Raw genomic sequence first — 24326 nt, 5'->3', positions numbered from 1 at the left:
AATCGCTTCCTCGACAGCACCTTTCGGGACAGCAGCTATTCGTGTCCGACCGGCAGGAAGCGGGCGACCTGCTCGTCGGCGAGAAAGTCGAGCAGCAACCGGTTCACCAGCTCGGGCTTTTCCAGCGGTAGCGCGTGCGACGTGCCGGGAACGACGGCCAGCTGCGCATCGGCGACGGTGCGGGCGAGCAGTGCGCTGTGCTCGACTCGCACCCAATCGCCGTCACCCTGCAGGAAGAGTGTCGGTGCGGTGATGCGGGCGATGTCGCCGAGGGGAATCTCCGGCTCCTCGCGCCACATTCGCATGATCTTGTCGTAGACGACGGGGAAGTGGTCCGGGCCGTCCGGCGACAGCGGTGCGTGCAATCCTTCGAACATGGCACGGGTGCCGGCATCCTCGGCAAGATCGTCCAGTGCCGCCCGCGACGACGGCCACTCGCCGTCCAGCGACAAATACTGGCCGATCACCACCAATTTGCCGACCAGCTCCGGCCGCGCGATGGCAACCAGCGCCGCCACCGCGCCCCCGTCGCTCCACCCGATCAGATGGGCACCGCGTAGCGCCATGGCGTCCAGCCAGGCGGCCGTATCCTCGGCCATCGCCGCATAGGTGATCGGCCCGGGCACATCGGCGGTCCTGCCGTGTCCGCGCCGCTCCGGCACGTACACCCGATAGTGCCGAGCCAGCTCGTCCACCTGCTGTCCCCACGATTCGGCCGTCCCGAGCCCACCGTGCAACAACACCACCGGCTCACCGTCCCCGTGCACCTCGTAGTAGGTCCGCAACCCGCCCGCGTCGATGTATTCACCCATGCGTGCAGTCTGGCCCGATTTCGGTCAGCGGTGGAATTCGCGCCAGGCCTTCTGGGTGTCGGTGAGCTTCGGGCGGGGCGTGCGGTTGCGGAAGAAGTTCACCACCATCGTCACCGGAACGATGAAGGCGTGAAAGAAGATCAGGTACGAGCCGCCGTCGAAGAGAAAGGCGAGGTAGAAGGCGTAGCCGAGGAAGATGCCGCCGAAGATGCCGTTGAAGGATCGTGACGCGCTGCTCTGCCCCTGCTTCACCGACGCCATGGCGATCATGACGATCCCACTGATCGCGAGCAGTGCGACATACCAAGTGAACATGGCTCGAACTCTGGCAGCGCGCCCCTGGTGATCGCTTACGGAAAGGTTGTCGCGGCCGGGCCCGTCGCGACAATGGCGAAGATCACATCCGTCGCCGACGTTTCCGCTGTGCGAGGGGCGGCGTTCATCGCCTGTTTACGATGATCGGGTGCTGCTCGATGATCCGCGTTCCGGCTTCGGTGACGCTCGCCGTGGACGGTTCCGGAACCTGTCGCCGCACCACGCGGCCTGGGTGCTGGTCACCGCGGTGCCGGCGCTGCTGGTCGTGTTGCAGATTGTGGCCGTGCGCAACAACTTCGAGGGCCCGCTGCACAGCCTCTGGGAGGATTTCGCCGGGACACCCAAATCGGTCTCCGTGCCGTGGGCGGGGCTGGCGCTGGCGCTGGTCGGGTTGTCGTGGCGGTGGCGGTTCATCACCGTGGGCGTGGCGGTGATGGTCGATGCCGTCTGTGCGTCGATCCGGGTGTCTCTCGGCGGCCCGCTGACCATCGGCAACGGTGCGGTCATCGCCCTCACCGGGGTGGTGCTGATCGCCTGGCTCGGCTGGGAGGGTGTGCCCAAACGCAACGCCCTGCACGCGGCGGCGCTGGGATCGCTGCTGATCATCGCCACCAAGGTCGGTGACGTGTGGCTGCACTTCACGGTGGTGGCCGGGCCGGAGGTCCGCGACCGCTATCTGGTGCTGGCCGATCACGCCTTCGGTGAGCCCGCATGGGTGATGGGCCGGGTGATCGACGCCCTGGGCCCGGTGGTCTACGGCGTATTGCATTGGGTCTACATCGAATTGCCGGTGGCCGCGATGGTGGTGGCGGTCTGGCAGCTGCGCAAGGTGGTGCGCACCGGGGTGTGGCCCCGGCACTATCTGGTGCGCACCTTCCTGGTGCTGGGCCTGGTGGGCCCGGTGATCTACCTGATCTTCCCGGTGGTCGGGCCGATGTTCGCCTACGGACCCGATGGGCACGGTCTGCAGGCCGGCGACTATTGGCCGCACGTGGTGCCACCGACCGACTACCACCCGAAGCCCATGCCGTTCGACCGCTACACGCCGCGCAACTGCATGCCCTCCATGCACACCGCCTGGGCGACTGCGGTTTTCCTGCACACCCGCCGCGACAACGACGGTGCGCCCGCACCCCGCTGGGTGCGCTGGGCCGGGACGTTCTGGTTGCTCGCGACGCTGTCGGCCACTCTGGGTTTCGGCTATCACTACGGCGCCGACCTGCTCGCGGGTGCGGTGCTGGCCCTGACCGTCGAATCGGTGCTGCGCGCCCCCGAGCGCGGCTGGGACCGGGCGCGCGCACTGCTGGTCGCCGCCGGATTCACGCTGCTGATCGGATTGCTGCTCGCCTACCGGTATCTGGCGGTGTGGATGGCCGAATATCCGCTGCCCGCGGGGATCATCGCGCTCGGTCTGTTCGCCGGATTCGCGTCGGCGTTCTATCGCACCTGGTTCGCGCGCACGGCCGCGGAGGTGCCCGAACCGGTCGCGGTGTAGCGGGTGCGTCAATCGTCGGGGAGGTCCTCGTCACCCATCTCGTTGATCAGCAGCAGGCCGTCGCGGTGGCGCTGTTCCCGATAGGCCGTCCGGCCGACCAGGTGCGCGATAGCCGGCGCGGTGACCAGCGTGAACAGGCCGACGAGCACCAACATCCAGACGTTGGGATGGCCGCGCAGCTGGATCGCCGAACCGATCAGAATCAGAACCAGGCCGACGACTTGAGGTTTCGTCGCCGCGTGCATGCGCGAGAGGGTGTCGGGGAAGCGCACGATCGCGACCGCGGCGGTGGCGGCGAGGAACGCCCCGAGCAGGATGGTCGCGTACGACAACCAGATCAGCGCGGTATGGAAGATGCCGCTCATTTGTCGTCCCGCACCCGGAAACGCGTAACCGCTGCCGATCCCAGGAAGCCGACCAGCGACAGCGCGACGATGCCCGGCACCACCGTGGTGTCGTCGCTGTAGGCGGCCCACACCGCCAACCCCGCCGCGGCGATGCCGACCAGCGAATCGATGCCGACGACCCGGTCCAGGGTGCCGGGACCGGCCAGCACCCGGAAGGAAGTGAAAGCCGCGGCGGTCGCCAGGAGTATGCCCGCCACGATCGCGACAAAGGTCATGAACCTGCCTCCTGTAATTTGCGGGACACCCGCACCCGGTCGGCGGCGCGAGCCGCTACGCGATGGTCGCTCACGCCGCCTCCTGTTTGTTGCCTTCGAAGGACCTGATCAGCAGGCCTTCCAACCGGCGGGTGATGTAGTAGAACTTCTCGACCGCGTCGTCGCTGCCGACATCGAGTACGTGCACCCACGCGACCCCGGCCACCCGATCCAGTTCCAGCACCATCGTGCCGGGAATCAGATTGAGCACATCGGCGCACAGCACCATCACCAGATCCGAGTCGATCGCGAGTCGCACCCGCAGCACCCCCGAGACCGGCGCACCGGCGGGCCGCACCGCGAACCACGCGATCTGAAGACTGGATTCGATCGCGTAATAGGCGGTGAGTACGACCAATTCGATCAGTGGCAACACCCGCAGCCCGCCGTTGACCGGAACCCGGGGCAGCGGCAGCAGCACCATGATCAGGATGCCGACCACCAGCCCGGCGAGCAGATTGGCGACACTGGCATTACCCCACAGCGCGGTGTAGAGGACGGCCAGCCAGATCAGCACGCCGATGCGAACCAGTCGTTCCCGCGTCATCGGTTTCCTCCCGACTGCCACGTCTCCGGCGGGCCGAGCACGGTGCCCAGATATCGGTGCGGATCGTTGAGATCTTCGGCCGCGCGTTGGCAGATGCCCAGGATCGGCCCGGCGAATACCGTCAGCGCGAGCGCGACCACGATCAACGCCGCCGTCGGGGCCACCATCAGCCGGGGCATGCGGCCGGGGTCGACGCGGTCGTCGAACAGCACATCGGTGGATTCGTCGATCAGCGCCGAGGGGGCGGCATCGGCCAGTTCACCCTCCGGGGCCTGTACGCGCGGGCGCCAGAACGCTTTGCTCCACACCCGCGCCATGACGTACAGCGTGAGCAGGCTGGTCGTCACCGCTCCGGCGATCAGCATCCAGGCCAGCACGCTCCCGTCGGCGGCGCCCGCCTGCAACAGCCGCACCTTGCCGATATATCCGGAGAACGGCGGAATACCACCGAGATTGAGCGCCGGAATGCCGAACAGCAGGGCCAGCGCCGGACTCGCCGCCAGCAATCCGCCCAATCGGCTCAGCGACGCCGACCCGGCCTGCCGCTCGATCAGGCCCACCACCAGGAACAGGGTGGTCTGGACCAGAATGTGGTGCACCACATAGAAAACCGTGCCGGTGGTGCCGCCGACCGAACCCAGCCCCACCCCGAACATCAGATAGCCGATATGGCTGACCAGGGTGAACGACAGCAGACGTTTGATATCGCTCTGCGCGATCGCACCCAGGATGCCGATCACCATGGTGAGCAGACCGCACACGAGCAGCACGTTGTCGAAGGTGCCGGCCGGCAGCAGCAACGCGTGCACCCGGATGATGGCGTACACACCGACTTTCGTCAGCAGACCCGCGAAGACCGCGGTGACGGGTGCGGGGGCGGTCGGATACGAATCCGGCAACCAGTTCGACAGCGGGAACACCGCTGCCTTGATGCCGAACGCCACCAGCAGCACCGCGCAGATCGCACTGCGCACGCCCAGCGGCACCGTGCCCATCCGCACCGACATGTCGGCCAGATTCAGGGTGCCCGTCGCCGCGTACGCCAGTGCGATGCCGGTGAGGAAGATCAGCGACGACACCATCGACACCATCACATACGACACCCCGGCCCGGACCCGGTCGGCGCTCGCGCCCAGCGTGAGCAGGACGAACGACGCGGCCAGCAACACCTCGAATCCGACGAACAGATTGAACAGGTCACCGGCCAGGAAGGCGAGCGAAACACCCGCGCTCAGAATCAGATACGTCGGCTGGAAGATCGAGGTGGGCTGGCGTTCGGTGCCGTCGCTGATACCCTGCCCGACCGCGAAGATCAACACCGCGAGCAGCACGATCGACGACACCAGCAGCATGCCCGCCGAGAGCCGGTCGACCACCAGTGTGATGCCGATCGGCGTCTCCCAGCGGCCGACCTGCACCGCGCCCATACCGTCGCGGTCGGCCAGATACAGCAGCACCCCGGAGATCGCGACCACCACCGTCAGCGCCGCGATCGAAATCGCCTGCTGCACGCGCGCTTTGCGACCGACGATCAGGGTCGCGGCCGCGGTGAGCAGCGGGATCAGCACCGGGAGCGGGCAAAGGGCGGGGAGCAGACCGGGGGACAGGCTCATTGTTCGGGATCCTCGCCCTCGCGCTGCGCGGCGACCTTCACGTCCTCGGGGTCGTCCTCGACCTGTTCCGTGGTGGTCAGCGCGAAGGCCCGATAGGCCAGGGCGAGAACGAATGCCGCCAAACCCATCGTGATGACGATCGAGGTGAGAATCATCGCCTGCGCGAGCGGATCGGCCGGGTCGTGATGGCGCCGGTCCGATTCGCCGAGGATCGGCGGCCGTCCATCCGGACCGCTCATGGTGAGGATCAGCAGGTTCACCGCATTGCCGAACAGGATCAGCCCCAGCAGCATCTTCGACACCGCGCGTTCGAGCACCAGATACACCCCGCAGGCGACCATGATCCCGATCAGGGCCAGCATGGTGATATTCGCGCTCATCGCATCCCTCCCTTCGTCGAAGACGTTGTGCCGTCCAGGAATTCGATATCGAGGCGGGCGCCGAGGCTGCGCAGCACGTCCAGGACCAGACCCACCACGATCAGGTACACGCCCAGGTCGAACAGCATCGCGGTGACGAATTTGACATGTCCGAGCACCGGCAGGGTGACCTCGATGATGGCCGAGGACAGCGGTGGCGCGCCCAGCAGCAGCGATCCGGTCGCGGTGCCCGCCGACAGCACCAGTCCGGCGCCCAGCACATGCCCGGCGTCGACCGGCAGCGCCTCGGCCAGCTCGTAGCGGCCACCGGCGAGATAGCGCATGACCAGGGCCAATCCGGCGGTGAGACCGCCCGCGAAGCCGCCGCCCGGCGCATTGTGGCCGGCGAAGAAGAAATACGCCGACAGCACCATCATGGTCGGGAACAGCATCCGGGTGGTCATCGCCATCACCATCGACCGGTCCCGCGGGGCGACGAGCGGACTGGCGCGCAACCAGTAGGCCCGATCCGGGTCGGGGGTGTAGCCGGGGGCGTCGGAGACGCGCGGCAGGGTGCCGAACCGGCGGCTGCGGAACATCAGCGAGGCGACACCGGTGGCCGCGACCACCAGCACCGAGATCTCGCCGAGGGTGTCCCACGCCCGGATGTCGACGAGCAGCACGTTCACCGCGTTCTTCCCGCCGCCGAAACTGTATGCGGCGGGCGGGATTCGATGCCAGATCGGTTCGGTGCTGCGGGCCGCGGTGGCGAAGGCCGCCACGATCACCACCGCCGCTCCGACCGCCGCGGACAGGATGGCGCGGCGCACCTTGAGGGCGGCGGTGCGGCTGGGTTCGATCTCGGCGGAGAACTTCCGCAGCACCAGCACGAAGATCACCAACGTCAGTGTCTCGACCAGGAACTGGGTGAGGGCGAGATCCGGCGCGCCGTGCAGGGCGAAGATCACACCGCAGCCGTAGCCGGTGACCCCGACGAGCAGCACGCTGGCGAGGCGGTTGCGCATGATGGTGGCGCCCAGCGCCATCGCGGCCATCACCAACGCGATCACCAGCTGTAGTGAGGAATCCCACGCCCGCACGGAGATGCGCGAACGCGCGCCGATGAACAACAGGACCAACGGCAACGCCACGACCGTGATCAGGATCAGCCCCTGATTCAGCGGCAGCGAACCACGCTGGGTGGCACCGGTCATCCGCAGCGACAGCTGATCCATCGCGCGCAGTACGGCGTCGTAGACCCGGTCGGCGTTGCCGAGGCGCGGATTCACCGATTCGCCGATCCGGTCGCGGATCTCGAACAGCACCAGACCGCAGGCGATGGCGATCAGGGTGAGGGTGAGCGGGGTGCCCCAGCCGTGCCACAACCCCAGATGCGCCTCCAGCGGCCCGAGGGTGCGGGCGTAGGGCGAGAGCAGCCGGTCCATCCAGGGCGAGGCGAGACCCGCGGCCAGCGAGGCCACGGCCAGCACGGCCGGCGGCGCCACGAACAGCGCACTCGGGCGATGCCAGGGCGGCTCCGGCTCCGGCACACCCTCGGAGGCGCGTTTCGTACCGAACGCGCCCCAGACCATGCGCGCGCTGTAGCCGACGGTGAACATCGACCCGAGCACGATGCCGATCGCGACGGCGATCCGAACCGGTGGGTTCAGATTGCCCGCGTCGAGTTCGGCGGCGAAAGCGCTTTCCTTTCCGACGAATCCGAACAGCGGCGGAATCGCGGCCATGCTCAACGCGGCGAGCGCCGCGACCGCGCACAGGACCGGCGCGCGCCGCCCGATGCCGGAGAGCCGGCGCAGATCGCGGGTGCCGGCGCTGTGATCGATGACGCCGACCACCATGAACAGACATCCCTTGAACAGCGCGTGCGCGACCAGCAACGCCGCACCGGCCAGCGCCGCCTCCGGGGTGCCGGTGCCGACCAGGACCAGCAGGAATCCGAGCTGGCTCACGGTGCCGAAGGCGAGCACCAGTTTCAGGTCGTAGACCTGCAGCGATCGCAGACCGGCGAGCAGCATCGACAGGATGCCGAGGGTCAGCACGATCGGATGCCACACCGGTGCCTCGGACAGGCCCGGGGCGAGTCGCGCCACCAGGTAGATACCGGCCTTCACCATCGCGGCGGCGTGCAGGTAGGCGCTCACCGGGGTGGGTGCGATCATCGCGCCGGGCAGCCAGAAGTGCAGTGGCACGATCGCCGATTTGCTCAACGCGCCGATCAGGATCAGCACCACCGCGACATTGGTCGACCAGTCGTGCGGATCGGCCCGCGCCACCACATCGGAGAGCAGATAGCTGTCGCAGCGCTGCCCGAGCAGCACCAGGCCGACCAGCATCGCCAAGCCGCCCGCTGCCGTGACCAGCAGCGCCTGCAGCGCCGCGCGACGGCCGGTGCTCTGTTCGGCGTGATGGCCCACCAGCAGGAACGACAGCACCGTGGTGAGCTCCCAGAAGGTGAACAGCACCAGCATGTTGTCGCTGACGACGAGCCCGAACATGGCCCCGGCGAAGGCCACCAGATAGCCGGCGAAGATACCCAGGCGGGCTCGGTCGTCGTCGTCGAAATATTCGGCGCAATAGGCCAAAACCAGCGCGCCCACGCCCAGGACCAGCACCGACATGATGGAGGCGAGGCTGTCCAGACGCAGATCCAGATTCATGTGGATTTCCGGCGCCCAGGCGATCCGGACCTCGGCGTCGCTGTTCCAGTTCGCGATGACCCATACCAGCCCGGCCAGCGGCGCCAGGGCGATCGGGTAGAACCCGCGCCTTCCCCATACACGCACAGCGAGCGGTGCGAGCAGGGCGGCACAGGCATGGGCTAGCAGGATGGCGAGCAAACGTCACTCCGTCGGTCGGCGGCGGGGTGGTGGCGCCCCGATCCTACTGCTGACTCCGGGCTTCAGTGGTCACGGCCGGATCCGGCGCGGTCCGGAGCGCGACCTTCCAGAGACGATGGCTATATATCGGCTACCGATTCGGTGGTGGTCGGCTTGCGCCAATAGCGCAGGGCGAACAGGCCCGCCGCGCACCCGGCGGTGATGCCCAGCGCGGTCCAGAACGGCGCGGGCGAGGCCATCGACGGAGCCGGGCACAGGTACCACCGGCCGAGGTCCGAGACACACTGCTGCCGGCCGAGGCGGTCGCGCAGCGCGGTGATCACCGACGGCACGAACACGATCGCCACACCCAGCACCCGGGTCGGGTTGTAGCGCGGTGCGGCACTGCCGAAGCTGTAGCCGCCCACCACAGCCAGGAGCCCGCTCAACACCGCCGCCTGCACGCCACCGTCGATCCGATGTCCGGTGACCAACGCGCAGTACAGCGCCATCGCGGCCAGCACCACGACCGCGAGCATCGGCAGCGGACGCCGGAAACCCGCGATCAATCCCAGCGCGATCAGCAGCACCAAGGGGGCGACCGACCACAGCGGCAGCCGCGCCGGAATCAGCGCGCCGCCGACCGCGGCCAGAGCGACCGCCAGCAGGATCAGCACACCGTCGCGCCGGGGCAGCAGCACGGCCGCCACCACGGCCGCGGCCACCGTCAGCACCGCGGCGGTGACGATATGTCCCGTGCTCTCGGCGTGGCGGGCAAGCCATTCCGCACCGAACACCTCGACGATCACGAAGACCAGTCCCGCGACGATCGGCGCCATCGGTAATTCGACCGAGCGGCGCTCGACGGTGTCCTGGTTGCGATTGACGACCATGCCGGCGATCACGAGGACCAGTGTGATCACGATCAACCACAGCGGCGGCAGCGTGGTCGTCGACCAGCCCGGCGCGCCCATCGCTCCGTTCTGCACTGTTCCCGTCGAGGTCGAACCGAGCTGGCCGAAGACCACAGCCGCGAGCGCGCCCAGGGTCCAGCCGAACACCTGCAGCCAGCCGCGCAGCACCGCGACCGCGATTCCGCCCAGCAGAATTCCGCCCGCCAGCGCCTCCAGATAATTCAGCGTGGCCGGCGCGATGCTCTGGTCGCCGCTCTCGGCCAGCAGATGAGCCAGCAGCATGGTCGCCACCCCGCACAGCGCCGTGCCCCAGGCGACCAGGGCATGGTTGACGGTGGTGGCGAAGACGGCCACGATCAGCGCCACGATGGCGCCCACGGCGATGGCCCGCGGCTGGCTGGCGGCGAGCATATCCAGTTGCAGCACCGAGGTCTGCGAGGCCCAGCGGAAGCCGTTGGGCAGCAGCAACGACAGCCCGGCGACCAGGGTGGCCAGGGCCGCCGTGATCATCTCCAGAACCGCGTGGTGCGTGCGCACCAGCCGAAAATACCTGCGAACGGGGTGGAACCGGGGCAGACCTGCCGGATCGGGCGCGCCGGTCGGAGGCGCGGCGAATCAGAGTGTCGCGCGCTTGCCGGCGTACTGCCGCAGCGCCTCGACCTGATCGGCGTCGAGGGAGGGCCGCACACTGCCGCGGGCCGTCGCCAGATCCGCGGCGCCGAGCGCGGCGGCATCCACATCGCGGCGCATCGCGGCCATCGCGGCCTCGCGCAGCAGTGCCGCGCAGTCGGCCGCCGAGTAGCCGTCCAGGTCGGCGGCCAGTGCGGCGAGGTCCACATCGTCGCTCAGCGGCACGGAACGGCTTGCGGTGCGCAGGATTTCGGCCCGGGCCGCGGCGTCCGGCGGCGGGACGAAGACCAGCCGCTCCAACCGGCCCGGACGCAGCAGCGCGGGGTCGATCAATTCGGGCCGGTTGGTGGCGCCGACCACCACCACATCGCGCAGCGGTTCCACCCCGTCCAGTTCGGTGAGCAGCGCCGCGACCACCCGGTCGCCGACGCCGGAGTCCGTGCTCTGGCCGCGTCGCGGGGCGAGGGCGTCGATCTCGTCGAGGAAGATCAGCGAGGGAGCGGAATCGCGGGCTCGCTGGAACAGTTCGCGTACCGCGCGCTCGGAGGAGCCGACCCATTTGTCCATCAGTTCGGCGCCCTTGACCGTATGCACGCTGAGCTGCCCACTTCCGGCCAGCGCGCGCACCAGGAACGTCTTCCCGCAACCCGGCGGTCCGTACAGCAGCACTCCGCGCGGCGGGTCGATACCCAGGCGCGCGAACGAATCCGGATGCCGCAGCGGCCACAGCACCGCCTCGGTGAGCGCCTGTTTGGTCTCGGTCATATCGCCGACGTCGTCGAGGCTCAGGCTGCCGATCGCCAGTTCCTCCGTACCCGAACGCGAGAGCGGCCGGATCACCTCCAGCGCGCCGACCAGATCCGCCTGCATCAACTTCGGCTCGGCGTGATCGCGGCTGGCCCGCGAGGCCGCCCGCAGCGCCGCCTCCCGGCACAGCGCCGCGAGGTCCGAGACGACGAATCCCGGTGTGCGCGAGGCGATCTCGTCGAGATCGAGATCCTCGGTCGGTACCTTGCGCAGCAGTTGTTGCAGCAGTTCCGTGCGGACCGCGGCGGTCGGCAGCGTCAGCGCCACTTCGCGATCACAGAGATCCGGTGCCCGTAGCCGGCTGTCGACCGCGGTGGGATGAGAGGTGGTGGCCAGGAAGGCCACTCCGGCCGTGGCCACCGCGGCGCGCAGTTGATCCAGAATGAGCGTCGCCACGGGCTCCGGCTGCTCGGGAAGCAGGGCGTCGATATCGGTGATCAGCAGGACACCACCCGCGCCGGAGCAGACCTCCGAGACCGCGAGCCCCACCTCGCGCAACCGGGTGCCGCTCTCGGACGCGCCGACGGTCGGGCCGTCCAGTTCCACGATGCGCCGCGGTGTCGACACCGCGCGTGCCAGGGTGGCTTTGCCGGCGCCGGCGGGCCCGGTGATCAGCACGCCCAGATGCGGCGGGGCGCCGAGGGTCCGCAGGAGTTCGGGTTCGTCGAGCGCCAGGCTCAGCCATTCCGACAGTTTCGCCGCGGGCGCGCGCACCCCGGCCAGATCCGCCACCGGGACGGCCGAGGGACGCTCGCGCACCAGCATCCGGCTGCCGGGACGATTCGGCGCCAGCGCGCCCCGGGGATCGTGGGAGGCGTCCGCCGCCGGGGCCGCGGCGCCCCACACGACCGCGCTGTTGGGCTGCACGCTCACCGGGCCGCCGGTGGGATCGGTGGTGGTCACGGTCAGCAGTTCCGAGGTCCAGGCGATCGCGAAGGTGCGCGAGAGCGCTTGTGTCGCGGCGGCGGAGCTGGTGCCCGGCCCCAGATCGCGGGGCAGCAGCGATACCGCGTCACCGACGGTGACGACCTTGCCGAGCAGCGCCTGCCGCAGCGTGGATTCCGCGATCGCGCCCATCGCCGCGACCGAACCGGTCACCGAGATGTGCCGGGCCCCGTACACCGTCACCGGGGCCACGACCACCGCGCCGTCCTCGCGCACCCCGGCATTGGACAGCGTCACATCGTCGAGCAGGGCGATTCCGGCGGGTGTATCGGCGGGCGCCCGGCCGACCACCGCGGCCGTGCGCCGGGAGCCGATCACGCTGATTCCGTCCCACTCCCGCAATCCCAGGGCCGCGAGCGCCTCGGAATGCAGGCGAACCACGCCGCGGCGGGCGTCGGCGGCCGAGCGGTTGAGTCGGGCGGTCAGCGACAATTCAGGCACGTCTGCCATTGTGCCCGCGGCGCGGTAGCGGCCGTGTGGATCGAGCTCTCCCGCTCAGCGCCCGCCCGGCCTGCGCAACCGCAACCGCGCCGACGATTCGCGAATGCCCGGCGGCCGCCGCAGCCGCAGCCGCGCACCCTCGCCGATCGGCGGCATCCGCCGGGCCGCACGCCGCTGCGCACGACGTTCGGCCGGTTTGTGATGCCAGGTCTCCGGCCGCGCCGCCACCCAGCGCTGCGAGCGCCACGCGAACGGGATGTGCACCAGATACAGCCCGATCAGCACCATCAGCAGGATCAGCGGATAGGTGACCAGGGCGGCCGCGGCCAGCGCGACCAGGACCAGCAACAGTGCGGCCGCCTGCGGCGCGACCGACACCGACTTCATCGCCAGCGTGGGGATCGTGCTGACCGCGAGCAGCGCCGCGAACACGGTCCACGCCGCCACCATCGGGAAGTTGTTCCACCATCCCTCGCCGAACTGGCTGTGCAGCGCGATCGGCAGCAGCGCGATCAACGCCGCCGCCGGCGCGGGAACGCCGGTGAAGTATTCGCGCTCCCAGTCGGGCCGGGTGTCGTCGTCCATGATCGTGTTGAACCGGGCCAGCCGCAGCACGATGCTCACCGCGTAGATCAGCGCGATGATCCAGCCCGCGCTGTCCTGGCGCAGGAAGGTCACGTACAGCACCAGGGCCGGTGCGACGCCGAAGGAGATGGCATCGGCCAGCGAATCCAGTTCGGCGCCGATCTTGGTGGTCGCCGACAGCATCCGGGCCAGCCGGCCGTCGAGGGTGTCGAGGACGGCGGCCGCGCCGATCATCGCCAGGGCGATGTCGAGGGAGCCGTCGAGTGCGAATTTCACCGCCGACAGTCCGGCACACAGCGCCAGGATCGTCACGATGCTCGGCAGCAGGCGAATCGTGCGGCGGCGGCGACCCGGTTCGGTCACGGTGTTCTCGATCATGGCAGCAGTTCGGCCAGCACCGTTTCCGCGCCGATCGTGCGCTGTCCGGGCTCGACCAGCAGCCGGGTGCCGGCCGGGAAGTAGGTGTCGACCCGCGACCCGAACCGGATCAGACCGTAGGTCTCGCCGATGCTCAACGCGTCGCCGACCTTGGCGTCGCAGACGATGCGCCGTGCCAGCAGTCCGGCGATCTGGACGACCGTCACCAGCTGACCGGAGGCGGTCTCGAGCACCATGCTGTTGCGCTCGTTCACCGAACTGGCCTCCGGCAGATCCGCCGAGCGGAATTGACCACGCTGGTAGGCGATGGTGCGCACGGTGCCCGAAACCGGGGTGCGCTGCACGTGCACGTCGAGCACCGACAGGAAGATGCTCACCCGGGGCAGCGGGGTGTCGCCGAGGTTCAGCTCGGCCGGCGGCACCGCGGTATCGACGAGTGCGATCTCACCGTCGGCCGGGGCGACGACGATATTCGCCCGATTCGGCGGCACCCGGTGCGGATGCCGGAAGAAGGCCGCCGAGGCCGCGGCCGCGGTCAGCCCGGTGCGGCGCAGCCAGCGACGGCGCCGCCCGCCGAGAACCGCCACCGCCAGCGGCGCGGCCACGAAGGGCAGGCCGGCGGGATGCAGCGGCGGAATCGCTGCTTTGACCAGGTCGGCGACATGACCGAGCCCGGTACGTTCGGGCGTACCGGGCGGGGTGGGGCGGCGGGCCACGGACTCCTCTTTCGTGCGCGGATGACATTCGGTCCGCAGAGCTTCCGGGACCGCGCTCACACCTTACGGGACACGGCATCACCGTGGCGTGGTCCCGATCGGGCGTACTCGCCGCCGGATGCCGTCAGCGCGCGGCTTTGCGCCCCGTGGCCAGCCGCACCAGCCACAGCAGGATCACCGCTCCGCCCAGGCAGGTGAGGAAGCTGAAGAAGAAGCCGCCGCTGTGCACGTCGACGCCGAACAGCCGCAGGATGAAACCGCCGATCAGGCCGCCGATCACCCCCACGACGATATTGAGCAGGATGCCCTGCTGGGCGTCGGTGCCCATGATCTTGCTGGCGATCCAGCCCGCCAGGCCGCCGATGATGATCCAGCCGATGATTCCGAGACCGAGCATTGGTGTCCTCCAGGGAAACTCGTCGGAAATTGCCGTCGTCGCCTCGCCACGGTTCGGTATCGGAACCAGTCTGCGAGCCGGTTCTACACGAATCGATTGTGACAATACCCACCGTGGGGATTAGCATTCCTATTAATATGAGGGGGCCTCATGTCTACGCGCACGTAGCACTCGGACTCGTCGGGTCGAACCGTCGGTTCGCGAACGACGAGCGCGTCGGCCTCCGAGGCCCGATGAAGGAATGTTCGATAGCGGGTGGCGCCCGGACCGGGGCAAATTTCCGGTTCTCCGGCCCGCCGGCAGGTACATAGGAGATGCGCGATGGCTGCTCGACTCGCCCAAGTCACCGGGGTGGAGCACACGGCGATGCTCGGGCTCGGTGTGTACCGCCCCGCCCGGGTCGTGACCAATGAGGAAGTCGCCGGACCGATCGAATCCAGCGACGAATGGATTCGCACCCGCTCGGGCATCCGGACCCGGCGGTTCGCCTCCGAATCCGAGACCATCATCGCCATGAGCGCCGCCGCGGCGCGCGATGCCATGGCCGCCGCGGGGATCACTGCCGAGCAGGTCGACTGCGTCATCGTCGCGACCTCGACCTGGCTGCTGCTGACCCCGGCGGCCGCCCCGCAGATCGCCACCGAACTCGGGATGAACAATCCGGCCGCATTCGACATCTCCGCCGGGTGCGCGGGCTTCTGCCATGCGCTGGGCGTGGCCTCGGATCTGGTCAAGGGTGGCACAGCGGGCCACGTGCTGGTGATCGGCGTCGAGCGGCTCACGGACACGTTCAACCCGGCCGACCGCGGCACCGCCTTCCTGTTCGCCGACGGTGCGGGTGCCGTGATCGTCGGCCCGTCCGACGAGCCGGGCATCGGCCCCACCGTCTGGGGTTCGGACGGCGAACAGCATCACGCGATCCGCCAGGACAAGGACTGGATGGAGTTCTTCCGCGAGATCGACGAGAAGGGCACCGACGCGGTCCGCCCGTACCTGGCGATGGAGGGCACCGCGGTCTTCCGCTGGGCCGCCCATTCGCTGAAGAAGGTCTGCCTGGACGCGATCGAGCGGGCCGGCCTGACCCCCGGCGATATCGACGCGATGGTTCCGCACCAGGCCAACGGCCGCATCATCGAGATCATGGCGCGCGAGCTGAAGTTGTCGGCCAATTGCGCACTGGCCAACGACATCGAGGAGACCGGCAACACCTCGGCCGCCTCGGTTCCGCTGGCCATGGAGGCCATGCTGCGGTCGGGCGAGAGCAAGCCCGGTGCGGCGGCGTTGCTGGTCGCTTTCGGCGCGGGCCTGTCCTACGCGGCGCAGGTTGCGAAACTGCCGAACTGGCAGTAGCCGAGTCGAACTGCGCGGGCGTCCGGCGGGCGCGCGTCAGCCCATGGTCCAGGTGACCGTCACCGTGAAGGTCACCGTCTGCCGACCGGGTTCCAAAGGTACGTCCGGAGTAGCGAATTGGGCCTTGGCCTGCGGCGGCGCCGATTCCCCGCTGCTGGTCTCGTTGATGGTCTTCACGTCCTTCAACTTCAGGCCCGACAGCACCGCGTACTGGTTGGCGCGCGCCTTGGCGTCGGCGAAGGCGCCGGCCCGGGCGTCGGCCAGCAGTTTCGAATTGTCGTCGAGCGCGAACGACACGCCGCGGATGCGGGTGTCGTTCCCGCCGGCCCCGACCGCCGACGCCAATACGCCCGAGGCCTTGGACAGATCGCGAACCACGACGTGCACGGTGTTGGTCGCGGTGTACCCGGTGACGTTGTGGTCGGGGCCGTACTGCGGCTGCACCGACACATCGGTGGTCCGGATGTCCTCGCGTGTGGCGCCCGCGTTCACCATCGCATCGGTGATCGCCGCGGCCTTGCCGTTGGCGTTCGCGATGGCGGTGGACACGTCGGGCGCGGTCACTTCGACACCCACGTCGGCGTTCAGGGTGTCCGGCGCTCCCCGCACCTGACCGGTGCCGACCACCGTCACCTCGCGTGAGGTCCCCGAATCCGAACTGCCACAACCGCTCAGCAGCACGGTGGTTCCCACGAGTACCGCCAACACGCCCGTCATCCGTCGCATACCGGGCAAATTACGCGGTCGAACCCGCCTGTGGGGCCAAAGGCGCGCCGAGTCAGCGCTCGGCCGCGGCCTTGATCTTGCCGAGGGTTTCGTTCATCCCGGCGACCAGATCGGCCTCGAACTGCTGCTCGCCGCCGAGGAGCGCGTCGATCATCAACCGCACCGGTTTGCGCACCCCGTTCGGCACGTCGCGGCGCTCGGTCACCCGCGTGCCGGCCGCGGTGGGTTCGAGGGTGTAGCTCCACACCGTGCCGTTCTCGTTCATCCGGAACGCGAAGGCCTGATCGGGCTCGTAACGCACGATGCGTGAGGTGGTCGGGTAGTACTTGCGGCCGACCTTGTTGAAATTCACCGTCCACGTGCCGGCGCGCGGCGTGCCCAGCGGAATCATCTTCAACGTGGTGGGGCTGAATTCCGGCATCCGCCCGAGATCGGAGACGACCGCCCACACCTTGTCCGGCGTGGCGGCAATGTCGATGGTGGCTTCCAGGGTGTTCGGCAACGCTGCCTCCGAGATCGTGACGGGTGTGGTTATGACGGTCGGTAACGGTAATCCTAGACGTGGCAACCGGACCCGCGACCCTGTGAGGGAGACCACTTTTCCATTGAAGATCAGCTAGGTCACATTCTGATGTGATCCGTTTCGCCGGCCGTAATAAACGACGCACAATGGCGGATAGGCAACTACGGCAGGCAACGAAGCATTCGACCGGAGCACACGCTGCTACGTCCCTGTGAGGTGATCGGCCGTGAACATTCGAACCATCCTCCATCGTCGGCAGGCGGAATCGGTTCCGTTACTTCCCGATTCGGAATCCGGGCCGTCGGTGGTCGTCCCCTTCCGCAATCACAGCCGGCGATCGCGCCGCAATCTGGCCGAGCGGGAGGAAAGGCTCGAGCGGCTGCTGACGCCGAGCGAACTCGATCTCGTCGAGCACCGCCTGGTGTGATCGATGTGCTGCCCGTAGCGAACATCCTCGGCAACTCGCCGCCGGGGCGCTCATACTTTTCGATGTGACTTCACCAGCTGCCGTCAAACCGGTAATTCTCAGTGTCGACGACGACCCCGGCGTCTCCCGGGCCGTCGTGCGCGACCTGCGGCGGCGATACGGAGCCGACTATCGCATCATGCGCGCGGAATCCGGTGCCTCGGCACTCGACGTCCTGCGCGAACTCAAATTGCGCGGCCAGCCGGTCGCGGTGCTGATCGCCGATTATCGAATGCCGGGTATGGACGGCATCCAATTTCTGGAGAACGCGATCGATCTGCACCCTTATGCGCGCCGGGTGCTGCTGACCGCATATGCGGACACCAATGCCGCCATCGACGCGATCAATGTGGTCGATCTCGACCACTATCTGCTCAAACCCTGGGACCCGCCGGAAGAGAAGCTGTATCCGGTGGTCGACGCGCTGCTGGAATCGTGGCGCGGTGACGACCGCCGCCCGGTGCACGAGACCAAGGTGATCGGGCACCGCTGGTCGGCGCGCAGTTCCGAGGTGCGGGAATTCCTGGCCCGCAATCAGCTGCCGTACCGGTGGTACCTCGCCGACGATCCCGAGGGGCAACGCCTGCTCGAGGCCGCCGGCGCCGATGCCGAGCAGTGCCCTGTGGTGATCGATCCGAGCGGCAATGTGCTGCTGTCCCCGTCGGACAGCGAACTCGCCGGCTGCGTCGGCCTGAGCACAAATCCGAGTGGTGAGTTCTACGACCTGATCGTGGTCGGCGGCGGCCCCGCCGGACTCGGCGCGGCCGTGTACGGCGCCTCCGAGGGGCTGCGCACCGTCCTGGTCGAGCGGACCGCCACCGGCGGGCAGGCCGGGCAGAGCTCCCGGATCGAGAATTATCTGGGCTTCCCGGACGGGCTTTCGGGCGCCCAGCTCGCCGATCGGGCGCGGCGCCAGGCGGTGAAATTCGGCGCCGAACTCATCACCGCCCGCGAGGTGGTCGGGCTGGAGGCGTGCGGTTCCGCGCGGCGGGTGCTCTTCTCCGACGGCTCCTGCGTCAGCGCCCACTCGGTGCTCATCGCCACGGGCGTCAACTACCGGCACCACCCCGCGCCCGGCGTCGACGATTTCACCGGCCGCGGCGTCTACTACGGCTCGGCGATGACCGAGGCGGCCGACTGCGCCGAACGCGAGGTCTACATCGTCGGCGGGGCGAATTCGGCCGGCCAGGCCGCGGTCTTCCTGTCCCGGCACGCCTGCACGGTGCACATCCTGGTGCGCGGCAGTTCGCTGGACCAGTCGATGTCGCACTATCTGATCCAGCAGATCGAGGCCGTGCCGAATATCAAGGTGCACACCAACACCGAGGTGGTGGCCGCCGACGGCAGCGATCACCTGGAACGAATCGTGTTGCGCAACAACGCGACCGGCGCCGAGGACAAGGTCGACGCCGAACGGCTGTTCCTGTTCATCGGCGCGGCGCCCGAAACGGACTGGCTGGACGGACTCGTCGTCCGCGACGAATCCGGCTACGTCCTGGCCGGACCGGATCTGATGGTCGACGGTTCCCGGCCGCCGGGCTGGGAACTGCCCCGCCCGCCCCATCATCTCGAAACCAGCATCCCGGGCGTCTTCGTCGCCGGCGATGTGCGCTCCGAATCGGCGAAGCGGGTCGCGTCCGCTGTCGGCGAGGGTGCGATGGCGGTCATGCTGGTCCACCGATACCTCGCGAAACAATAGGAGGCGCACGTGAGCGACGACAACCGCACGGTCACCGGCTCCCGGACCCTGTGCGATCCCGTGGAATTGCGCACCCTGTTCCTGTTCGAGAAGCTCGACGACGAGCAGCTGGCCTGGCTCTGCCGGGAGGGCCGGGTCGAATACTTCGAGCCGGGTCCGGTCTACCGCGAGGGCGAGCCCGCGACCTGCTTCTACGTCCTGATGGACGGCGAGGTCGTGCTGTCGAAACTGTCGGCCGGCGAGGATCTCGAACTCGTCCGCACCGACCACCGCGGCTCGTACGCCGGCGCGTGGACCGCGTATATGGGTGAGCGGGCCGACCAGAACTACACCGGCTCGCTGACGGTGACGAAACCGTCGAAGTTCTTCGTCCTGGACGCGGACACCTTCGCGCGGATGATGCGGGAATGGTTCCCGATGGCCCTGCATCTGCTGGAGGGCGTGTTCTTCGGCAATCGCAACACCAACGAGATCATCGGCCGGCGGGAACGACTGCTGGCGCTGGGCTCGCTGTCGGCCGGTCTCACCCACGAGCTGAACAATCCCGCGGCGGCCGCGGTGCGGGCCACCTCCTCGCTGCGGGATCGGGTCGCCGGGATGCGGCACAAGCTGAAGATGATGGCGCACGGCAAGTTCGACTCCGCCGCGCTCGAGGCGCTGGTGCAGCTTCAGGAGGAGGCCGCCACCCAGGTGGCCAAGGCGCCGACCCTCACCGCGATGGAGGCCGCCGACCGCGAGGACGAACTCGGTGACTGGCTCGCCGATCACGGCATCGCCAACGGCTGGGATCTGGCCCCGAACTTCGTTCAGGCCGGCTTCGACATCGACTGGCTGGAGAAGGTCGCGGGCACTCTCGAACACTGCGACGACGGAGTCTTCGAGGGCGCGATCCGCTGGCTGAACTACACCGTCGAAACCGAATTGCTGATGAACGAGATCACCGATTCGACCGGGCGCATCTCCTCGCTCGTCCATGCGGCCAAGCAGTATTCGCAGATGGACCGGGCTCCGTTCCAGGTGGTCGACATCCACGAGCTGCTCGACAGCACGCTGGTGATGCTGGCCCGCAAGATCGGCGACGACATCTCGGTCGTCAAGGAGTACGACCGCGCGCTGCCCGAGGTCCCTTGCTACGCAGCGGAATTGAACCAGGTGTGGACCAACCTCATCGACAACGCGGTGGCGGCGATGAACGGGTCCGGCACGCTGACGGTTCGTACCTATCGGGAAAGCGACTGTGCCGCAGTGGAGATCGGCGATACCGGGCCGGGTGTCCCGGAGGCGTTGCGGGACAGGATCTTCGAGCCCTTCTTCACCACGAAACCGGTCGGTGAGGGCACCGGACTCGGCCTCGACATCTCGTTCCGCATCGTGGTGAACAAACACGGCGGCGATATCCGGGTGGAGTCCACGCCGGGTGACACCCGATTCATCGTGCGGTTGCCGCTGGAGGCGGTCTCCGGACGCGGTTCGGCCGCCGCCGGGGCCGAATCGTAAGGGCGGCAATTCGATCCGGTCCCCGCCGCGAGGCGGGGGTTTTCAACGGCCGATGTGGCCGGTACGCTGCGAGCCGCGCCGGAGGCATCCGGCGCGCGCCGGAGGAGATTCGGCGTTGCCGGACCACTCGGGGGTTACGCACGAGATGAAACGACTGACCGTGACGGCCGTCGCGCTGGGCGCACTGACCATCGGCCTCACCGGCTGCGGCGGCGACCATGCGTCCAGCGATGCCAACGGCCTGCGCAGAAACGGCTCGGCCGTCGCGACCTCGGCCTCGGCCCCCGCCTCGTCCACCGCCCCCGCGCCGGCGACGCCCACCGAGGCGCCCGGCACCACCGCGCATCCGGAGAACTCGGGACTGGGCCCGGCCTCGCAGACCACCTGCGGCGAGTTCCGCAAACTCGATATCGAGGGTGAAAAGTCCCTGATGGACCGCATTTTGGCGGAGAACCCCGGCTCGAAGTTCGACGGCAGCCCGAATGTGGCGCTGGGGACCGCGAAACTGGTGTGCCTGTCCAAGAGTGAGGCCGACAAGCCCGTCGCGGTCGCCATCGGGATGGTCACGGAATAGCTCCGGGCCCGGCCTGTGCTGGGCCCGCCGCCGCCGACCAGCGAGCCCGGCTGTCCCACATCACCTGGCCGAAACGCGACCCTGGGGCCGACGGCGAGTAGTCTCGCCCTCGATCACCGGGCCGGCACTGGAGGGCGGAGCGGATGGACGATACGGGTCTGGCCGAATTCCAACGCCATCGTTCCCGCCTGTTCGCACTCGCCTATCGCATGCTCGGCTCGGCGAGCGAGGCCGAAGACGCCGTCCAGGAGACCTATCTGCGCTGGGAGGCCACCGAGCGCGCCGACATTCGGTCCGCCGAGGCCTGGCTGACCACGGTCGTGGTGAATCTGTGCCGGAGCTGGCTGGAGTCGGCGCGCACACGCCGCGAAACCTATGTCGGCCCCTGGCTGCCGGAACCGGTGCCGACCGGCGGGGGCGAGCTCGGTCCGATGGAATCCGCGGAGCAGCGCGAACTCGTCTCGCTGGCGATGCTGACGCTACTGGAACGGTTGTCGCCCGCCGAACGCGCCGTTTTCGTGCTGCGCGAGGCCTTCGGTTACGCCCATCGCGAGATCGCCGACATGCTCGAGTTGTCGGAGGCGAATTCGCAGCAGCTCTACCGCCGTGCCCGCATGCACGTCCGCAGTGAACACACCCGGTTCGACGCCGAACCCGCCCGCGCCCGGGAACTGTTCCAGCGCTTCCTCGTGGCCGCCCGGGCCGGCGATATCGCTGCGCTGGAACAGATGTTCACCGCCGATATCGTCTCGGTCGCCGACGGTGGCGGCAAGATGAGCGCGGCCCGCCGGCCCGTGGTCGGGGCGGCCCGGGTGGCGCGCTATCTGGCCGGGCTGTTCCACCGCGAGGTCGAGGACCTCGAACTGAGCATCGAGGAGGTCAACGGCGCACCGGCCGCCGTGGCCCGGGTCCACGGTGACCTGCTGTTGATCGGCGCGGCCGACGTGGACGGTGAGCGGATCTCGGCGATCCGGATCCTGGTGAATCCCGACAAACTCGCGTACTTCGGTCGCTTCCCGGCGCCGGCGGAGGCCGATCGCCTCGGGTAGTGATGCGGAACACAGCAGCTCGTTGTCAGGGATCGGCGAGCTGTCCGGTCTGAAGGGTGTCGGCCTCGAAAAGGAGTCACCCATGAATGCACATCACACCGCATCCCACCGAATCCTCGTGCTGGGCGCCGGCTACGCCGGCCTGGCCGCGGCGGGCAGACTCTGCAAATCCCGCGGCGCGCAGATCACGGTCGTGGACAGCCGTGCGGAAATGGTCGAGCGCGTGCGGCTGCATCAGCTCGCCGCCGGGCAGACGATCGCGCGCCGGGATCTGCGGACCATGCTGGAACGCAAGGGCGCCCATTTCGTCCGTGGCCGGGTTACCGCGATAGATACTGCGGCACAAGAGGTTTCGATGTCCGATGGTTCGGTGCTGGGTTACGACACGCTGGTGTACACCCTCGGCAGCGCCGCGGATACCGACAGCGTTGCGGGCGTGCGGGATCACGCCCATCCGATCGCGACACTCGAGAACATCGCCGCGCTGCCACCGCTGCGTGGTCGTGTCGCGGTGGTCGGCGGCGGTGCGACCGGCATCGAGACCGCGGCCGAGCTCGCCGAATCACATCCGGAACTGTCGGTGGCGCTGGTGAGTTCGGAGCAGCCGGGCTATTGGCTCTCCGATCGCGCGCAGCGGCATATCGCCGCCACCCTGGAGCGGCTCGGCGTCGAGGTGCACGCGGGCGCCAAGGTCGTCGAGGTCGCGGCGGACGGCGTGCGGCTCGCCGACGGTGGCCACATCGACGCCGAAACGGTTTTGTGGACAACGGGTTTCACCACCAGCGACCTCGCCGCCCGCGCCGGGCTGGCGGTCGATGCGCGCGGTCGCGTCCTGGTGGATGCCACGCTGCGCACCTCCGACCCGCATATCTACGCCGCGGGCGATTGCGCCGCGATCACCGGACCGGGCGGGCGCGAACTGCGGATGGCCTGTGCGACGGCGCTGCCGACCGGATCCCATGCCGCGCGGTCGGCGCTCGCCCGGATGCGCGGCGCGGAGCCGGACGATCTGCGTTTCCGCTACGTCCTGCAGTGCATCAGTCTCGGGCGCCGCGACGCGGTCGTGCAGTTCGTCCGCGCCGACGACGCCCCGACGCCGCGTGCCCTGACCGGTCGTCCGGCTGCGGTGGTGAAGGAGATGATCGTGCGCGGCGCGGCGATGCAGGCGCGTCCCTGAATTGTCGTCAACCAATGGTTGACTGACATATGGCAGTCAACCTAGCGTTGACGTATGACCGAACGTATCCGCCTCGACGATCTGATCGAAGGCATCAAACGCGCCCGGCCCGACGACGTCCTGGAACAACTGTCCGACGCCATCGTGGTCGCCGAACATATGAGCGAGGTGGCCGATCATCTGATCGGCCACTTCGTCGACCAGGCCCGCCGCTCGGGCGCCTCCTGGACCGATATCGGCCAGAGCATGGGCGTCTCCAAACAAGCCGCGCAGAAGCGTTTCGTGCCGAAACCGGGTGATCCCGCGATGGATCCGAATGCCGGGTTCGCGCGCTTCACGCCCCGCGCGCGCAATGTGGTGATGGCCTCCATGGAGGAGGCTCGGCGCGCGGGCAACGCGGAGATCCAGCCCGAACATCTGGTGCTCGGACTGCTCAGTGAGCCGGGCGCGCTGGCCGCACACGCCATCGTCGCCAAGGGAGTCTCGCTGGACGCGGTGCGCCGGGTGGCGACAGTGGCGCTGCCGGCGGCGGTGGACGAGGTTCCCGCCCTCATCCCGTACACCGCGAGCGCCCGCAAGACGCTGGAGCTGACCTTCCGCGAGGCGCTTCGGCTCGGCCACAACTACATCGGCACCGAACACCTCCTGCTCGCGCTGCTCGAGCAGGAGGACGGCAGCGGCGTGCTGTCGGGACTGGGCTTGACCAAGACTGATATCGAACGCGATCTGGTCGCCCAGCTCGCCCAGTTCATGCCGCCGAATCCGGTGGATGCACCCCAGCCGCCGCCCGCGCCGGCTCCGCCCGCGCCACCC

The 24326-nt window shown here is 68.6% G+C and carries 24 protein-coding genes; 9 read left to right on the top strand and 15 right to left on the bottom strand.

The window, feature by feature from the left end; all coding sequences use genetic code 11:
* Positions 1 to 35 precede the first annotated feature (35 nt).
* Together NN2_RS18475 and NN2_RS18470 are read right to left on the bottom strand one after the other, a co-directional pair.
* Positions 36 to 812 carry an alpha/beta fold hydrolase gene (locus tag NN2_RS18475; RefSeq protein WP_063015227.1) on the bottom strand — a complete coding sequence of 259 codons (777 nt, stop codon included), beginning with the start codon at positions 810 to 812 and terminating at the stop codon, positions 36 to 38.
* Between the two features lie 24 nt (positions 813 to 836).
* Positions 837 to 1127: a hypothetical protein gene (locus NN2_RS18470; RefSeq protein ID WP_030516580.1), complete on the bottom strand. Its 291-nt coding sequence runs from the start codon at positions 1125 to 1127 to the stop codon at positions 837 to 839.
* 208 nt (positions 1128 to 1335) lie between these two features.
* On the opposite strand from NN2_RS18470, the gene NN2_RS18465 reads away from it, so the two are divergent.
* Positions 1336 to 2622 (top strand): phosphatase PAP2 family protein, encoded by a 1287-nt coding sequence (locus NN2_RS18465; RefSeq protein ID WP_245658762.1) that lies wholly within the window; start codon positions 1336 to 1338, stop codon positions 2620 to 2622.
* A gap of 8 nt (positions 2623 to 2630) precedes the next feature.
* Here the strand turns inward: NN2_RS18465 and mnhG are convergent, their stop codons facing one another.
* The 11 genes from mnhG to NN2_RS18410 all read right to left on the bottom strand — a co-directional run bounded on the left by mnhG (position 2631) and on the right by NN2_RS18410 (position 14452).
* On the bottom strand, positions 2631 to 2987 hold the full coding sequence (mnhG, locus tag NN2_RS18460) for a monovalent cation/H(+) antiporter subunit G (RefSeq protein ID WP_030516579.1): 357 nt from the start codon (positions 2985 to 2987) through the stop codon (positions 2631 to 2633).
* Positions 2984 to 3244 carry a monovalent cation/H+ antiporter complex subunit F gene (locus NN2_RS18455; protein WP_063015226.1) on the bottom strand — a complete coding sequence of 87 codons (261 nt, stop codon included), beginning with the start codon at positions 3242 to 3244 and terminating at the stop codon, positions 2984 to 2986. Before NN2_RS18455 ends, mnhG begins: the two co-directional genes overlap by 4 nt.
* A gap of 70 nt (positions 3245 to 3314) precedes the next feature.
* Positions 3315 to 3830, bottom strand: a complete 516-nt coding sequence (locus tag NN2_RS18450; RefSeq protein ID WP_030516577.1) for a Na+/H+ antiporter subunit E — start codon at positions 3828 to 3830, stop codon at positions 3315 to 3317.
* Positions 3827 to 5443, bottom strand: a complete 1617-nt coding sequence (locus tag NN2_RS18445; RefSeq protein ID WP_030516576.1) for a Na+/H+ antiporter subunit D — start codon at positions 5441 to 5443, stop codon at positions 3827 to 3829. The genes NN2_RS18450 and NN2_RS18445 overlap by 4 nt, the downstream gene beginning before the upstream one ends.
* Entirely contained in the window at positions 5440 to 5823 is a 384-nt protein-coding gene (locus NN2_RS18440) for a Na(+)/H(+) antiporter subunit C (RefSeq protein WP_063015225.1), read from the bottom strand. The genes NN2_RS18445 and NN2_RS18440 overlap by 4 nt, the downstream gene beginning before the upstream one ends.
* Positions 5820 to 8660 (bottom strand): Na+/H+ antiporter subunit A, encoded by a 2841-nt coding sequence (locus NN2_RS18435; protein ID WP_063015224.1) that lies wholly within the window; start codon positions 8658 to 8660, stop codon positions 5820 to 5822. Before NN2_RS18435 ends, NN2_RS18440 begins: the two co-directional genes overlap by 4 nt.
* Before the next feature lie 119 nt (positions 8661 to 8779).
* Entirely contained in the window at positions 8780 to 10090 is a 1311-nt protein-coding gene (locus tag NN2_RS18430; protein ID WP_063015223.1) for a hypothetical protein, read from the bottom strand.
* A gap of 78 nt (positions 10091 to 10168) precedes the next feature.
* Positions 10169 to 12376 (bottom strand): AAA family ATPase, encoded by a 2208-nt coding sequence (locus NN2_RS18425; protein WP_227463082.1) that lies wholly within the window; start codon positions 12374 to 12376, stop codon positions 10169 to 10171.
* Between the two features lie 54 nt (positions 12377 to 12430).
* A complete protein-coding gene (locus NN2_RS18420) occupies positions 12431 to 13339 on the bottom strand; it encodes a CDP-alcohol phosphatidyltransferase family protein (protein ID WP_063015221.1) in 909 nt (302 codons plus the stop codon).
* Positions 13336 to 14055 carry a phosphatidylserine decarboxylase gene (locus tag NN2_RS18415; RefSeq protein ID WP_030516570.1) on the bottom strand — a complete coding sequence of 240 codons (720 nt, stop codon included), beginning with the start codon at positions 14053 to 14055 and terminating at the stop codon, positions 13336 to 13338. Before NN2_RS18415 ends, NN2_RS18420 begins: the two co-directional genes overlap by 4 nt.
* Positions 14056 to 14179: 124 nt before the next feature.
* Positions 14180 to 14452, bottom strand: coding sequence for a GlsB/YeaQ/YmgE family stress response membrane protein (locus NN2_RS18410; protein WP_030516569.1), 273 nt, complete (start codon positions 14450 to 14452; stop codon positions 14180 to 14182).
* A 321-nt stretch (positions 14453 to 14773) separates the two neighbouring features.
* Here NN2_RS18410 and NN2_RS18405 point away from each other — a divergent pair, with 321 nt between their 5' ends.
* Positions 14774 to 15802 (top strand): beta-ketoacyl-ACP synthase III, encoded by a 1029-nt coding sequence (locus tag NN2_RS18405; RefSeq protein ID WP_063015220.1) that lies wholly within the window; start codon positions 14774 to 14776, stop codon positions 15800 to 15802.
* A 36-nt stretch (positions 15803 to 15838) separates the two neighbouring features.
* Here NN2_RS18405 and NN2_RS18400 read toward each other — a convergent pair whose 3' ends face one another.
* Positions 15839 to 16528 (bottom strand): SIMPL domain-containing protein, encoded by a 690-nt coding sequence (locus NN2_RS18400; protein ID WP_063015219.1) that lies wholly within the window; start codon positions 16526 to 16528, stop codon positions 15839 to 15841.
* Between the two features lie 52 nt (positions 16529 to 16580).
* A complete protein-coding gene (locus NN2_RS18395; protein WP_030516566.1) occupies positions 16581 to 17030 on the bottom strand; it encodes an SRPBCC family protein in 450 nt (149 codons plus the stop codon).
* A 247-nt stretch (positions 17031 to 17277) separates the two neighbouring features.
* Between NN2_RS18395 and NN2_RS18390 the strand changes: the two genes are divergently transcribed.
* The 7 genes from NN2_RS18390 to NN2_RS18360 all read left to right on the top strand — a co-directional run.
* Positions 17278 to 17478: a hypothetical protein gene (locus NN2_RS18390; protein ID WP_063015218.1), complete on the top strand. Its 201-nt coding sequence runs from the start codon at positions 17278 to 17280 to the stop codon at positions 17476 to 17478.
* 64 nt (positions 17479 to 17542) lie between these two features.
* Positions 17543 to 19216 carry an NAD(P)/FAD-dependent oxidoreductase gene (locus tag NN2_RS18385; protein WP_063015217.1) on the top strand — a complete coding sequence of 558 codons (1674 nt, stop codon included), beginning with the start codon at positions 17543 to 17545 and terminating at the stop codon, positions 19214 to 19216.
* 9 nt (positions 19217 to 19225) lie between these two features.
* Complete coding sequence (locus tag NN2_RS18380) at positions 19226 to 20713, top strand: ATP-binding protein (RefSeq protein ID WP_063015216.1); 1488 nt, start codon at positions 19226 to 19228, stop codon at positions 20711 to 20713.
* Positions 20714 to 20858: 145 nt separating this feature from the next.
* Positions 20859 to 21287 carry a hypothetical protein gene (locus NN2_RS18375; RefSeq protein WP_063015215.1) on the top strand — a complete coding sequence of 143 codons (429 nt, stop codon included), beginning with the start codon at positions 20859 to 20861 and terminating at the stop codon, positions 21285 to 21287.
* A gap of 143 nt (positions 21288 to 21430) precedes the next feature.
* Positions 21431 to 22336 (top strand): RNA polymerase sigma-70 factor, encoded by a 906-nt coding sequence (locus tag NN2_RS18370; RefSeq protein WP_063015214.1) that lies wholly within the window; start codon positions 21431 to 21433, stop codon positions 22334 to 22336.
* An 82-nt stretch (positions 22337 to 22418) separates the two neighbouring features.
* Positions 22419 to 23513: an NAD(P)/FAD-dependent oxidoreductase gene (locus NN2_RS18365; RefSeq protein ID WP_063015213.1), complete on the top strand. Its 1095-nt coding sequence runs from the start codon at positions 22419 to 22421 to the stop codon at positions 23511 to 23513.
* 54 nt (positions 23514 to 23567) lie between these two features.
* Positions 23568 to 24326, top strand: a 759-nt coding sequence (locus NN2_RS18360) for a Clp protease N-terminal domain-containing protein (RefSeq protein WP_156511368.1), incomplete at its 3' end; no start/stop codon positions are given.

This window comes from Nocardia nova NBRC 15556, from assembly GCF_001613005.1.
GTDB classification, from domain to species: domain Bacteria; phylum Actinomycetota; class Actinomycetes; order Mycobacteriales; family Mycobacteriaceae; genus Nocardia; species Nocardia nova.
This window is presented reverse-complemented; position numbering and strand designations above follow the sequence as displayed.

What these genes read in the sequence shown, in the direction of transcription:
- NN2_RS18365 (WP_063015213.1), top strand. Translation starts at nt 22,419, where the DNA reads ATGAATGCACATCACACCGCATCCCACCGAATCCTCGTGCTGGGCGCC.
- NN2_RS18410 (WP_030516569.1), bottom strand. Translation starts at nt 14,452, where the DNA reads ATGCTCGGTCTCGGAATCATCGGCTGGATCATCATCGGCGGCCTGGCG.
- NN2_RS18440 (WP_063015225.1), bottom strand. Translation starts at nt 5,823, where the DNA reads ATGAGCGCGAATATCACCATGCTGGCCCTGATCGGGATCATGGTCGCC.
- NN2_RS18420 (WP_063015221.1), bottom strand. Translation starts at nt 13,339, where the DNA reads ATGATCGAGAACACCGTGACCGAACCGGGTCGCCGCCGCCGCACGATT.
- NN2_RS18400 (WP_063015219.1), bottom strand. Translation starts at nt 16,528, where the DNA reads ATGCGACGGATGACGGGCGTGTTGGCGGTACTCGTGGGAACCACCGTG.
- NN2_RS18375 (WP_063015215.1), top strand. Translation starts at nt 20,859, where the DNA reads ATGAAACGACTGACCGTGACGGCCGTCGCGCTGGGCGCACTGACCATC.
- mnhG (WP_030516579.1), bottom strand. Translation starts at nt 2,987, where the DNA reads ATGAGCGGCATCTTCCATACCGCGCTGATCTGGTTGTCGTACGCGACC.
- NN2_RS18450 (WP_030516577.1), bottom strand. Translation starts at nt 3,830, where the DNA reads ATGACGCGGGAACGACTGGTTCGCATCGGCGTGCTGATCTGGCTGGCC.
- NN2_RS18470 (WP_030516580.1), bottom strand. Translation starts at nt 1,127, where the DNA reads ATGTTCACTTGGTATGTCGCACTGCTCGCGATCAGTGGGATCGTCATG.
- NN2_RS18405 (WP_063015220.1), top strand. Translation starts at nt 14,774, where the DNA reads ATGGCTGCTCGACTCGCCCAAGTCACCGGGGTGGAGCACACGGCGATG.
- NN2_RS18370 (WP_063015214.1), top strand. Translation starts at nt 21,431, where the DNA reads ATGGACGATACGGGTCTGGCCGAATTCCAACGCCATCGTTCCCGCCTG.
- NN2_RS18475 (WP_063015227.1), bottom strand. Translation starts at nt 812, where the DNA reads ATGGGTGAATACATCGACGCGGGCGGGTTGCGGACCTACTACGAGGTG.
- NN2_RS18455 (WP_063015226.1), bottom strand. Translation starts at nt 3,244, where the DNA reads ATGACCTTTGTCGCGATCGTGGCGGGCATACTCCTGGCGACCGCCGCG.
- NN2_RS18445 (WP_030516576.1), bottom strand. Translation starts at nt 5,443, where the DNA reads ATGAGCCTGTCCCCCGGTCTGCTCCCCGCCCTTTGCCCGCTCCCGGTG.